Genomic DNA, 13605 nt, shown 5'->3' with positions numbered 1-13605 from the left:
CTGCTCACAAAAATAGTATTTGTTATAGTATCTACAATTTTTTTAATTTCATGTAATGCAATTAAAAGAGTGCCGGAAGAAGAATACCTGCTAACTAAAAATGAAATTTTTGTTGATAGCACTAAAACCAACGACACTAAACTATACAACCAATTATATCAAAAACCTAATTCCAAGCTTGCCTGGACTCCATTTAGATTGCATATTTACAATCTTGCTAAAATAAATCCAGACTCCTCTTATCAAAACTGGTTGTATAAAAAACCTAACCGAGAAAAAAAGTTAACCAATCTTTTATCAAAGAAACAGGTATATCGATTGGGGGCTGGCTACGCAGGAATCAATAATTGGTTAAAAAAAACAGGTGAAGCTCCTGTTATTGTTGATGAATCCAAGGCAAAGCGTTCTGTAAAAAGATTAGAATCTTATTACTGGAACAATGGATGGTTTAACATAGAAACCGATTATAAAATTAATTATGGCGAAAATCAGAGAGCATCGGTTTCATATTTTGTCAAACCTCACAAACCATATTTTATTGACTCTCTTTATACCAAAATTGAATCCAAAGCTGCGGACTCAATATATAAACTGCATGAAAGCGAATCCTCTATAATTTCTGGAAAACAATACAGAACACTTGATATTGAGACTGAAATGGAAAGATTAACGCGTTTGTACAGAAACTCCGGACTCTATCATTTTGAAAAAGAATTTATAAAATTTGATGCCGACACCATCAATACCAATCAAAAAATTCGACTCAATCTACTTATTAAAAACCGACAGATTACCGAAGGTGAACACATCACCAAAATCCCATTTAGGGTTCATAAAATCAGTAAAGTAAATGTCTTTACCGATTATTCTTATAAGAACAGAAACGAAAAACCTAAGGATAGCGCATTTTATAATGGATATAAAATTTACAGCTACGACAAACTAAGATATAAGCGTAAAGCCATAGCCAACTCAATTCTGATAACGCCTGGAGAAATATTCAGAGACAGAGACAGAACCCTTACTTATAATCAAATTAGCAATCTAAAAACATTTAAATACCCCAACATACGATATAGTATAGATCCTGACAATCCAGAAGGAACTGACCTTATCGCCAACGTGTTGTTGACACCCCGAAAAAAATACAGCACCAATGTAGAATTTGACGTATCCACTTCAAATATTCAAGTATTTGGTATTGGTTTTAGCGGATCCTTTTTGATTAGAAATGTTTTTGGAGGTGCAGAAATTTTCGAAATCTCAGCCAGAGGAAGTGTTGGTTCATCAAAAGATCCCGTAGACCCGGATGGTCAGTTTTTTGATATTTCAGAAATTGGAGTTGATCTTAAACTTTCATTTCCTAAAATCATATTTCCTCTTCAAACAAGGAAAATTATTCCGAAATATATGTCTCCAACAACCAACCTCATTTTTGGAATTAATACCCAACAAAACATTGGTCTTGACAAACAAAATGCATCCGGAATATTTAATTATCAATGGAAACCAAGCACAAAACTTACCCATCAGATTGATCTGGTAAACGTTCAATATGTTCGGAATTTAAATACGGGCAATTATTTTAATGTATACTCTAACTCATTTAATAGGTTAAATAATATCGCAATTGAAGTTCTGGATACAGATTCACCCTTCTTTGATCCCGAAAACGCAGATCGAAGTGTATTAACTATCCCAACAGGAGCTAATAGTTTTATAGCACAATCCCTAGGAGATACACCGAATACAGATTTAACACCGGATCAACTACAAGAAATCAGAAATATCAACGAAAGAAAAGATCGACTGACAGAAGACAACTTGATTTTTGCATCCAGTTACACCTATCTAAAAAATAATCGTGAAAATTTGTACGACGAAAATTTTTCTAGGTTTAGAGCAAAAATAGAGTTTGCCGGAAACGTATTAAACACATTTTCCAACAATATAGGATTAAACAAAAACTCCAATGAACGTTATGAAGTTTTCGGAGTAGAGTTCTCTCAATACGCCAAAACAGAATTAGATTATATCAAACATTGGGAATTGGGCAGAAAAAATGTATTAGCTTTTAGAGCGTTTGGTGGTATCGCTCTACCCTACGGAAATGCAAACAGTATTCCGTTTGCCCGAAGTTTTTTTGGCGGAGGGCCTAACGACAATCGTGCGTGGTTACCTTATGATCTTGGACCAGGGAGCAGTGGTGGAAGAGACGAATTCAATGAAGCTAATATGAAAATAGCGATCAATGCAGAATATAGATACAACATTTTGGGCGCTTTAAACGGTGCGTTCTTTGTGGACGCGGGTAATATATGGAACGTGTTAGACAACGTCGAGGAAGAAGATGCCGTTTTTTCAGGATGGAATGATCTTCAGGAAATTGCAGTAGGGAGTGGTTTAGGCTTACGTTACGATTTTGACTTTTTTGTAGTGAGACTTGATCTGGGATTTAAAACGTTTAATCCAGCAAACATTGAAGATCAACGATGGTTTAAAGGTTATAATTTTTCAGAGGCCGTTTACAATGTGGGTATTAATTATCCTTTCTAAAAACAATCTCATTTTCGTCTTCAAATATAAAATTCGTTACGTATTATTTTATTATTTTTGTAGGCTTATTAACTAAAAGTAAATTATGAGTCACAACATCAAACCAGGAGTTGCTACAGGAGACGAAGTACAGGCTATCTTTAAGTACGCTAAGGAAAAAGCTTTTGCTTTACCCGCAGTAAATGTAATTGGATCCAATTCAATTAATGCTGTATTAGAAACTGCTGCAGAACTAAACTCACCTGTAATTATTCAATTCTCTAACGGAGGAGCGCAGTTTAATGCAGGAAAAGGGCTTTCTAATGAAGACCAAAAAGCGGCTATTGCGGGAGCTACAGCAGGTGCCAGGCACGTACATTTAATGGCCGAAGCTTATGGAGTACCAGTAATTTTGCATACTGACCACTGTGCAAAAAAATTACTTCCTTGGATAGACGGATTATTAGATGCAGGAGAAGCTTTTTATAAAGAAACAGGAAAACCTCTTTATAGTTCTCATATGATTGATTTATCAGAAGAACCATTAGAAGAGAATATCGAGATTTGTAAAGAATATCTTGCTCGTATGAGCAAAATGGGAATGACTTTAGAAATTGAACTTGGTATTACAGGAGGAGAAGAAGATGGAGTAGACAATAGCGATGTAGATGATTCTAAATTGTATACGCAACCTGAAGAAGTTGCATACGCCTATGAGGAATTAAGTAAAGTAAGTGACAAATTTACTGTTGCAGCTGCTTTTGGTAACGTACATGGTGTTTACAAACCTGGTAATGTTAAATTAACTCCAAAAATCCTTAAAAATTCTCAAGAATTTATTTCTGAAAAATATGGTGTAGGACATAACCACATCGACTTCGTGTTTCACGGAGGAAGCGGTTCTACCTTAGAAGAAATTAGAGAATCTATAGGATATGGAGTCATTAAAATGAATATTGATACAGATCTTCAATTTGCATTCTGTGAAGGTATTAGAGATTACATGACCGGTAAAATCAACTACCTAAAAACACAAATAGGGAATCCAGATGGTGCCGATGAACCGAATAAGAAGCATTATGATCCTAGAAAATGGTTAAGAGAAGGAGAAATCACCTTTAAAAACCGTCTTAAAAAAGCTTTTGAAGATTTAAATAATGTAAATACATTATAATAAGATAGAAAACCAAGCTGAAACTCAATCATAAACAAAGAGTTTCAGCTTTTTTAATACAAACAATTTATGGCTTGGTTTAAGAGAACTCAAAAAGGTATACAAACAGCTACTGAGGACAAAAAAGATGTTCCTAAGGGACTTTGGTATAAGTCCCCAACTGGTAAAATAGTTGATGCGGAACAATTGGAGAAAAATTTTTATGTGAGTCCGGAAGATGGATACCACGTAAGAATAGGTAGTAAAGAATATTTTGAAATTCTTTTTGATGACAATAAGTTTAAAGAATTAGATAAAAACTTATCTTCTAAGGATCCTCTTAAATTCGAAGACAAAAAGAAATATACAGATCGTCTTAAGGATGCTCAAGAAAAAACAAATCTAAAGGACGCTGTAAGAACCGCTGTGGGTAAATCAAACGGCAAGGATCTTGTAATTGCTTGTATGGATTTTGCATTTATCGGAGGTTCTATGGGAAGTGTTGTTGGAGAAAAAATTGCACGAGCGGCCGATTATGCGCTCAAGAACAAGATTCCTTTTATGATTATTTCAAAATCAGGAGGAGCTCGAATGATGGAAGCTGCCTTATCATTAATGCAATTAGCAAAAACCTCTGCAAAACTTGCACAGTTAGCTGATGCCGGTATTCCTTATATCTCCTTATGTACAGATCCGACTACCGGAGGCACTACAGCATCATTCGCCATGTTAGGAGATATTAACATAGCAGAACCGGGTGCATTGATAGGTTTTGCCGGACCACGTGTGGTAAGAGATACCACCGGAAAAGAACTTCCTGAAGGTTTCCAAACAGCAGAATTTCTAAAAGAACATGGGTTCCTTGACTTCATCACTCCAAGGCAAGATCTAAAACAAAAGATAAACTTGTATTTAGACCTAATTCTGAATAGACCTTTATCGTCTAATTAAATTCAAACAGTTTTAAAACGATATTTATTTAACCCGGTTTTTACCGGGTTTTGTTTTATAAAAAACATATCAAATTATGTAACGCACTGTATATTTAAATCTGAAAATAAGTTGGTCAGATAGAAATCAAAGAGCACAAAAAAAGCACCTCTTAAAAAGGTGCTTTCTATTATACATTTTTAATCTTATAATATAATCTCTCTTTCCTCACCATCAGAGTTTGTAAATACAGCTTTATTATCGCAAGACCCATCACCATAGTCTAATGACCCACTAAAATTTGTTCTCACTAACTCTACTATTCCACTCACCAAAAATCTACAGCTAGCTTCACGGCGTATAGGTGTTGTAATCGTAGTACTATGAGTGTTTCCATTTGCAAAATTAGTTTGCCACTCACCAGTAATTAAGAAAACATTATCTCCCCAATTACCATTAAAAGCGCCTTCAATCCATTCCCGCGTTTTAGAACCAGTTCTAGAAGCTTGTGTGCCATCAGTGAATGTTATTGTAAAATCGAGATTCATCGAATATTCTGGATTGCCATTATCATTTGACTTAAGTCTTGTAATGGTTCTGGAACCTGCAAACTGAACATCATCAATAAAGAAATCCTCTAAACTATAATTAATCACTAAAGACATGGCTTCTACATTTAATTCGTATGACATAAAAATCTTTCCTTTTACAATGTGTCCACTTCTTACTTCACAACCTTCTGTTCCAAAATCGATAGTTACATTCTTAGAGGTACTTGTTAATTCTATAGTAACCGTAGCACAATCTGGTAAAAATCGATTATTACTATTTTTAGCCAAACCTTCTTCATCTTCAAAACCTTGTAATGTAAGATCACTTAATACCTCTGCCCCGTCATCAATTGTTGCCGTAAGTGCTGCTTCCTGACTATCTATACCATCTAGTGGTAACTGATCTGATACTTCTTCACTATTACACCCTACTAAAATAATAGAAAAGAATGCAATTAAACCAAATTTTAAAATGTTGTTCTTCATTGTATTAATTTTTAATGTTACCCTTCTAGGACTTAATTGTTTACAAAAGGTTTAATAGAAAATGTTTTTTTTACAAAAAGTATTTCTAAATTAAAAAGTATTATATTTGCACGCTGATAGCAGAATGTTATCTATACATAAAAATCATTTAAATAATATTGGAATGTATTTAACGAAAGAAGTTAAAGAAGAGATCTTCTCAAAACACGGAAAAGGTAAAAACGACACCGGTTCTGCAGAAGGACAAATTGCACTGTTTACACACAGAATTACACACTTAACTGAACACTTAAAAAAGAATCGTAAAGATTATAATACTGAGCGTTCGTTAGTAAAGTTGGTAGGTAAGCGTAGAGATCTTTTAGATTATCTTATTAAGAAAGATATTATGAGATATCGTGCAATAGTAAAAGAATTAGGATTAAGAAAATAATCAAAAAAGAGAGGCTGTATGCCTCTCTTTTTAATTATACTCATTTCCTTATTTATAGAATTTAAAATAAAAACATTTTGATTATTTAATAATTAAAATGAACGCCTTAGTTTTTCATTGGTCGCGCACAACTACAACAACAACACAACCTTGTCCGTCCGAGTAAGACGGAAACCAATGTTTAATTAAACTTATGGTAATTCGAACTCTATATGATATTCGGATTATTTACATAGGTTAGAATCAAAAAAATATGATTCCAAAAGTTTATAGAGAGGTTATAGACCTTGGTGACGGTAGAGAAATATCTATTGAAACCGGAAAATTAGCAAAACAGGCACACGGGTCTGTAGTTGTTCAATCAGGAAAATGTATGATGTTATGTACTGTAGTTTCTAACTACAAGTCTGCAGATGTAGATTTTCTTCCTCTAACAGTAGATTACAGAGAAAAATTTGCTGCGGCAGGTCGTTATCCAGGTGGTTTCTTCAAAAGAGAAGCAAGACCAAGTGACGGAGAAGTTTTAACAATGAGATTAGTAGACCGTGTATTGCGTCCACTTTTCCCAAAAGATTATCATTCTGAAACACAGGTAATGATCCAATTAATGTCTCACGATGATGACGTTATGCCTGATGCAATGGCAGGATTAGCAGCTTCTGCGGCGATACAATTATCAGATTTTCCTTTTGAGTGCCCTATTTCTGAAGCCAGAGTAGGACGTATTAATGGTGAATTTATTATCAACCCAACAAGAGCGCAGTTACTAGAATCTGACATCGATATGATGATTGGTGCTTCTGCAGACTCTGTAATGATGGTTGAAGGAGAAATGGATGAAATTTCTGAAGAGGAAATGACAGAAGCTATCAAATTTGCGCACGAAGCTATTAAAGTGCAGTGTGCAGCTCAGGTTAGATTAGCAGAAGCATTCGGAAAGAAAGAAGTACGTGAGTATGAGCCAGAAAGACAAGATGAAGAGCTAGCTAAGAAAATTCATGAGATGGCATATGATAAAGTATATGCTGTAGCAAAACAAGGATCTTCAAAACACGAAAGAGGTGCTGCTTTTGCAGAAATCAAAGAAGAAATAAAAGCTACTTTTACTGAAGAAGAATTAGAAGATTTTGGAGATCTAATATCAAAATACTATGCAAAAGCAGAGAAAGCTGCTGTTCGTGATCTAACATTAAATGAAGGATTACGTCTTGATGGTAGAAAGACTACAGAAATCAGACCTATATGGTGTGAGGTAGATTATTTACCATCTACTCACGGTTCTTCTATATTTACAAGAGGAGAGACTCAGGCATTAGCTACGGTTACTTTAGGAACATCAAGAGAAGCTAACCAAATAGATATGCCATCATATGAAGGAGAAGAAACATTCTATCTTCATTACAACTTCCCTCCTTTCTCTACTGGAGAGGCTAGACCAATTCGTGGAACATCAAGAAGAGAAGTAGGACATGGTAATTTGGCCCAGCGTGCACTGAAAGGAATGATCCCAGAAGATTGTCCTTATACAGTACGTGTGGTTTCTGAAGTATTAGAGTCTAATGGTTCTTCTTCTATGGCAACAGTTTGTTCTGGAACTATGGCACTTATGGATGCCGGTGTTCAATTGAAAAAACCAGTTTCTGGTATCGCGATGGGGTTAATCTCTGATGCTGATTCTGGAAAATATGCCGTACTTTCAGATATCTTAGGTGATGAAGATCATTTAGGAGATATGGATTTTAAAGTAACCGGAACCGCCGATGGTATTACTGCTTGTCAGATGGATATTAAAGTAAAAGGGCTAAGTTACGAGATTTTGGTAAACGCCTTAAAACAAGCTCGCGATGGACGTTTACATATTTTAGAAAAACTAACAGATACGATTGCTACTCCTAATGCAGATGTAAAAGCGCACGCTCCAAAAATGGTTACCAGAACAATTCCTGGAGAATATATTGGAGCACTAATTGGTCCTGGAGGTAAAGTGATTCAGGAATTACAAAAAGCAACTGGTACTACTATCGTTATCAATGAAGATCCTGTTACTGAAGAAGGTATTGTAGAAATTTTAGGAACGGGTCAAGAAGGAATTGATGCAGTATTAGCAAAAATAGATTCTATAACTTTCAAACCAACGGTAGGAAGTGTTTATGAAGTGAAGGTAGTAAAAATGCTAGATTTTGGTGCTGTAGTAGAGTACACAGAAGCACCAGGAAATGAAGTGCTACTTCACGTATCTGAATTAGCTTGGGAACGTACTGAAAATGTTAGTGATGTTGTAAAAATGGGTGACATCATGGATGTAAAGTACTTCGGAGTTGATCCAAGAACTCGTAAGGAAAAAGTATCTAGAAAAGCTTTGTTACCGAGACCTCCTAGAAAAGAAGGTGATAAGCCTAGAGGTGACAAACCTAGAGGAGATCGAAAACCTAGAAATGACAAAAAAGAAGACTAAAAATTCTTATAATTTATAGTAAAACGCCTTCAAAAAAAATTGAAGGCGTTTTTGTTTTCCAAAAAAAGATTGATTTTTCAAAAATGAGTAGTATATTTGTTTTGGTTAACCAATTTGGTCAACCAATTTATGAATTAAAAAATAAAAGCCCTAGACTATGAAAAATCCACATCTTAAGGTACTCACCTTTATGCTTGTAATGATAATTTTTCACAATCAAGCCTACTCTCAGATTGTAAATAACGCATCAGAATTGCAAACAGCTATTACAAATGCGTCAGCAGGAAGTACTATTACTCTAGCAAATGGAACCTGGACTGATATAATTATTAATATAAATAAAAACGGAACTCAGACAAATCCTGTTACTATCAAAGCAGAAACACCGGGATCTGTTTTTTTTGAAGGAAACTCCAGAGTCAGCATGGGCGGTTCTTATATTATTTTTGAAGGGGTAGTTTTTCAAAATCCTTCAAATTTGGTGGTTAATGGTAGTACCATAGAACCGGTAATTGAACTAAGAGATTCCAGCAATAACGAGTGTGATCATTGTACTATTACGAATATTAAAATAGATAGCTACAACGGTACAGTCACACAAGAATTGCTAACATTTAAATGGATTATTGTTTATGGGCAATACAACGAAATAAGTTTCTGTTCATTTATAGGTAAAAATGGCATTGGAAGCATCATAAATGATAATAGAAATGCTACTTCTACTGAGTTTGCCGAACCGGACTTTACAAAAATACATCACAATTATTTTGCAGATCGTACGCCGGTGGGTGTAGTAAATGATGAAAATGATCAAGACGCTATTAGAATAGGAAATAGTGGTACATCATTACACCCATCCAATACCGAAGTATACAATAATCTATTCTATAACTGGTCTGGAGAGGTGGAGATCATATCTAACAAAAGTGGTGAAAACAAATATTACAATAATACTTTCAGAGATTACCAAGGTACACTGACCCTAAGACATGGAAATGATTGTGAAGTGTATAATAACTTCTTTTTTGCTCAAAACAACCTTTTCTCGGGTGGAATACGAGTAATTGGAGAAGGACATAAAGTGTATAATAATTATATTGAAGCCGTAAATTCTGAAAAACCAACTGGAGGCACCACCAAGACAGCTGGTGCTATTAATGTCTCCAATGGACGACCTAATTCTGCACTCAACGGATATTATCAAGTAAAAAATGCTACTATTGTCAATAACACATTTGTTAATTGTGATTATGGTTTTAGAATAGGAACTAATGTTGGAAGCGACTTAACACTAGCTCCAGAAAATCTTATTATCGCTAATAATATAATGATCAATACAAGTGAAAATGCTGTTGATGAACAAACGACACCTATAGGCAGTTCTATATATGAAGGGAATATTACACAAAACGGAACTTGGGATCTTACGAACGGAGCAAATAACAATCAAACTGTTTCTTCTGGCTTATTAGATAGCTCTACAGATTTTTACCGCTTAGGATCAGGAAGTGCCGCTATTAATGCTGCAGTTGGCACCTATTCATTTTTAACCCAAGATATTTTAGAAGGAAATCGTTCTGGCACTCCTGATGCTGGAGCTGAAGAATTTAACTCTGGTGGTTCTCGCATGCCATACACCACCGCAGATGTAGGTGTTTCTATTGGTTTTGGTGGCACAGGTATTGCCAGCCCTAGATTAACAACCAATCCTACATCCATAAATGTAGCCAGAAGTGCAGGGAGTACTTTATTTAATATTGACACCAATGTTGATTGGACCATTACAAATAACGCAGATTGGCTAACACTTAATATCACCTCAGGAAGCAACTCTACAATGGTTACGGCTAATTTTACAGAAAACAATACATCTGCATCAAGAACAGCAACTGTGACGATTAATGAGGTTGCAGGAGGAAGTAATTTAACTACCATGTTAACCATAACACAGTCAAGTATATTCGTAGAAGAAATTACAATTGCCGGAGCAACTGCTATAGGAACTGAACAAGGAAAACCAAATGTAGGTCCAGAGTTTGCCTGGGATGACTCCATAAATGCTGCAGAATATTGGACAGGAGATGCTAATACAGAACCAGAAGTTTCTATAACCTTTGATCTATCCTGTATCAGAATTCTAAGTCAAATAGGAATCCACATACTAAAAGCTGACGAAAGAACTATCAACTTTGATATTGCTGTTTCTGATGATGAAACAGGTCCATTTACTAATGTATTAACCAATCAAGACAGTGCAATCGAAACAGGCGCAGAAAATACAGAACAATTTTTTGATCTTAATAATGTAACAGGTAGATATCTAAAATTCACCTCTAACGGAAATAGTGCCGGATCCGGTTTTGCAAGTATTGTAGAAGTAAATATTTATGGGAATCCAGCTTGTGATTCTTCGCTGGGAGTAGACGACAATCCTCTTTCTTCTAAAGGAATTTTATTATATCCTGTTCCTGCAAAAAACCAACATGTTACAATCAAGGGAAATAATATCCTCGGATCTGTAGAAGTATATGATTTAAGAGGAAGAGTTATCCTAAAAAAACAAATCAACAGTAACCTAGGTCAAATAGAAACAGATAAGTTAAGTACTGGAACCTACATTGCCAAAATACAAGGAGCTTATGGTCGCTTTATTATTCAATAAATAACAAAAAATAGCAAACCGTCTTTAACTAGAAATATCTAAGACGGTTTGTAATATTTCTAAAAAAGTCTTCCTAACACAACACCGAACTGAAATCCATATACGCTTTTAACTCCATTCACATTACCATAGGTGGAAAATTCGAGACCAACCACACTATTGAATGTATATCTCAGTGATATTTTAGAAAATCCTCCAAAAATTATTTTCTTACTTTCCTTTATTCTCTTATAATCCAATGATGGGCCAGATGAATTAGGAAAGCAGAAACCACCAAAACCGCAAGATGAAGCTGGTGAATATTCAGCAGCATACTCGTAATCTTCACTATAAATTATCGAAGGACCAAGCATAGCAAAGAATTTAAGTGATCTTTTCTTGTTAAGAGCAAAAGACTTAAACACATTAGGCGATAAAGCATACAAACTATTATCTCTTTTACTACTGTAAGGAAATCTTTTTTCAATTCGTTCTGGTAATTCGGTCCCTTCAAAATTTTCTATCTCATCAATAGAAGGAATTCCTTTTGCACTTTCGGCAGTATAGGCAGACCTCGTAAAATCAAATCCATAGCCCCATCCATTCTTGCGCTCAAACATAATACCGGCATAAATATCCAACTCATTACTTTCATCACTAGCTATACTGCTTAATCCGTTAGTAAAGGCTATCGGTTTTTTTTCACTTCTTGATTTTTTATTGGTTTCCAAATCTTGACTATGGCTGTATTTTGACACACATAGAAATAAAATTATTACACTGATCAACTTTTTCATCATATTAAAATTTATTGTTTAGTGATTCAAACATAATGTCAATGCTTTACTTATAGTTGTCAAAATCGCGAGTATGAAAGTTTACTCTTGCGATAATCGCAAAGCACAGTGACGATTGACATCAATTAAATCTATATTGAAATACAATATTCCCCATATAGGTCGTATTAATCTTGTTGAAGTTTATCTCCGGATTAATACCAAATGAAAAACCTCTGGAAGAATCAATCATTAATCTCAGATCGACAGGGATTCCAATAACCGCTTTTGTGTCATAATCCGACTCAGAAACTACCCAATCTTTATATAGGTATATTCCCAAACCAGTATGAGCTTCAATCCTAAACCATTTTAAAATAGAAAACTCTCTACCATAGAGTATATCATAACTATTAAAATAGGCATTTTCGCCATCATCTCCACCAAAAACACTTATCTCTACATCCATTCCAAGATCTATATCAAATGAAAAAAGATGCTTTTTATAAGCTACCGATAGTCCTGCTGATACCGTTGGTCCGGCTTGATTAAGGCTAAAAGGATCATCAATGGTTCTAAGATCTGAACTGTAAATTCCAAAACCCGCAGTTATTGATTTGATCTTTAATTTGTTTTTCTCTTTTGGGCTTTCTTGTCCGTTTATATAATTCATAGTTAATAAAAGAACCATACTAAGTGCTATTAATTTTTTCATAAAAATTGTTTTTAAAACTGTTTAGTATTCCAAACATACTGGCTAATCACCTATTGTAATTGCTAAAAACACCAGTATGAAATTTTGTTTTCGAGGTATTCGCAGTTAAGTGTTTGTGCAGTACTAAAAGTTATCGCAGTTTGATATAGTGTTTTAAAAAAGTCTTCCTAGTACTACTCCAAATTGATCTCCCAATACACTCTTAACTCCATTTACGTTACCATAGCCAGAAAGTTATAACCCTACTACCTTATTGAAAGTATATCGCAAAGACATTTTTGAAAATCCTCCGAAAATGAATCTTTTGTCTTCTTTAACCCTCATATAATCCACTGATGGGCCCGTAATCAAAAAACCAAAAATTGAAGACCCTGATGAATAAACCGGTGCGTACTTATAATCTTCGTTATAAATAATTGAGGACCTGCGGAAATATAAAGTTTGAGAGATTTTTTATCATTTAGTGAGAATGATTTAAAGATATTTGGAGACAATGAATACAGTCGGTTGTCTCTCACTGCTGAACGAGATTGTATTCTTGTATCATTTGGCAAAACCGTACCTTGAAAATTTTCAATTTCACTGATGATAAGATCCCCTTTTAGACTAGATGGCCTGTATGAGGATTGAGTCACATCTACTCCATAACCCCATCCATTCTTTCGCTCCATCCAGAATCCAACAAATCCGTCTGAGTCTTCTTTTGTTTCATTTAGAACTGTGCTGACTCCAAGGGAAAAAGCAAACGGTTTTTTAGTAGTCCCTAAATCTTGGCCATATCCAAATCTAAAAACGCATAGTAGTAATACAATAAGTTTAATAATTCTTCTCATTATAAAAGTGTCATTGTTTAGTGAATCTAACATACTTGTCATCCTGTAACTAAAGTCGTCAAAAATATAAGTGCAGAATTTTGTCTTTGTGATAATT

10 protein-coding genes are annotated in these 13605 nt (G+C 34.8%); 6 read left to right on the top strand and 4 right to left on the bottom strand.

The annotated features are described in order from the left end of the window. Positions 1–69 precede the first annotated feature (69 nt). From ACE94K_RS08755 to accD, 3 genes are all read left to right on the top strand, one after another. On the top strand, positions 70–2556 hold the full coding sequence (locus tag ACE94K_RS08755) for a BamA/TamA family outer membrane protein (protein WP_378182942.1): 2487 nt from the start codon (positions 70–72) through the stop codon (positions 2554–2556). An 85-nt stretch (positions 2557–2641) separates the two neighbouring features. Further along, positions 2642–3709, top strand: a complete 1068-nt coding sequence (gene fbaA, locus ACE94K_RS08750; RefSeq protein WP_378182939.1) for a class II fructose-bisphosphate aldolase — start codon at positions 2642–2644, stop codon at positions 3707–3709. Between the two features lie 69 nt (positions 3710–3778). Continuing rightward, positions 3779–4639 carry an acetyl-CoA carboxylase, carboxyltransferase subunit beta gene (gene accD / locus ACE94K_RS08745; RefSeq protein WP_378182936.1) on the top strand — a complete coding sequence of 287 codons (861 nt, stop codon included), beginning with the start codon at positions 3779–3781 and terminating at the stop codon, positions 4637–4639. Positions 4640–4824: 185 nt separating this feature from the next. On the opposite strand, the gene ACE94K_RS08740 is transcribed toward accD, so the two are convergent. Continuing rightward, positions 4825–5655: a hypothetical protein gene (locus tag ACE94K_RS08740; protein ID WP_378182933.1), complete on the bottom strand. Its 831-nt coding sequence runs from the start codon at positions 5653–5655 to the stop codon at positions 4825–4827. Between the two features lie 163 nt (positions 5656–5818). On the opposite strand from ACE94K_RS08740, the gene rpsO reads away from it, so the two are divergent. The 3 genes from rpsO (at position 5819) to ACE94K_RS08725 (ending at position 11205) form a co-directional block, all read left to right on the top strand. Then, positions 5819–6088 carry a 30S ribosomal protein S15 gene (gene rpsO, locus ACE94K_RS08735; protein ID WP_378182930.1) on the top strand — a complete coding sequence of 90 codons (270 nt, stop codon included), beginning with the start codon at positions 5819–5821 and terminating at the stop codon, positions 6086–6088. Between the two features lie 253 nt (positions 6089–6341). Continuing rightward, positions 6342–8543 (top strand): polyribonucleotide nucleotidyltransferase, encoded by a 2202-nt coding sequence (locus ACE94K_RS08730; protein WP_378182927.1) that lies wholly within the window; start codon positions 6342–6344, stop codon positions 8541–8543. Between the two features lie 157 nt (positions 8544–8700). Next, positions 8701–11205, top strand: a complete 2505-nt coding sequence (locus ACE94K_RS08725; RefSeq protein WP_378182924.1) for a chondroitinase-B domain-containing protein — start codon at positions 8701–8703, stop codon at positions 11203–11205. Between the two features lie 59 nt (positions 11206–11264). On the opposite strand, the gene ACE94K_RS08720 is transcribed toward ACE94K_RS08725, so the two are convergent. The 3 genes from ACE94K_RS08720 to ACE94K_RS08710 form a co-directional block, all read right to left on the bottom strand. After that, positions 11265–11981: a hypothetical protein gene (locus tag ACE94K_RS08720; RefSeq protein ID WP_378182921.1), complete on the bottom strand. Its 717-nt coding sequence runs from the start codon at positions 11979–11981 to the stop codon at positions 11265–11267. Between the two features lie 121 nt (positions 11982–12102). Then, positions 12103–12675 carry a hypothetical protein gene (locus ACE94K_RS08715; protein ID WP_378182918.1) on the bottom strand — a complete coding sequence of 191 codons (573 nt, stop codon included), beginning with the start codon at positions 12673–12675 and terminating at the stop codon, positions 12103–12105. Positions 12676–13022: 347 nt separating this feature from the next. After that, positions 13023–13508, bottom strand: a complete 486-nt coding sequence (locus tag ACE94K_RS08710) for a hypothetical protein (protein WP_378182915.1) — start codon at positions 13506–13508, stop codon at positions 13023–13025. Positions 13509–13605 lie beyond the last annotated feature (97 nt).

The sequence above is a fragment of the Aquimarina besae genome, from assembly GCF_042434905.1.
Taxonomy (GTDB): Bacteria; Bacteroidota; Bacteroidia; order Flavobacteriales; family Flavobacteriaceae; genus Aquimarina.
Note: the sequence above shows the minus strand (reverse complement) of the source record. Positions and strands in the feature narration are given on the sequence as shown.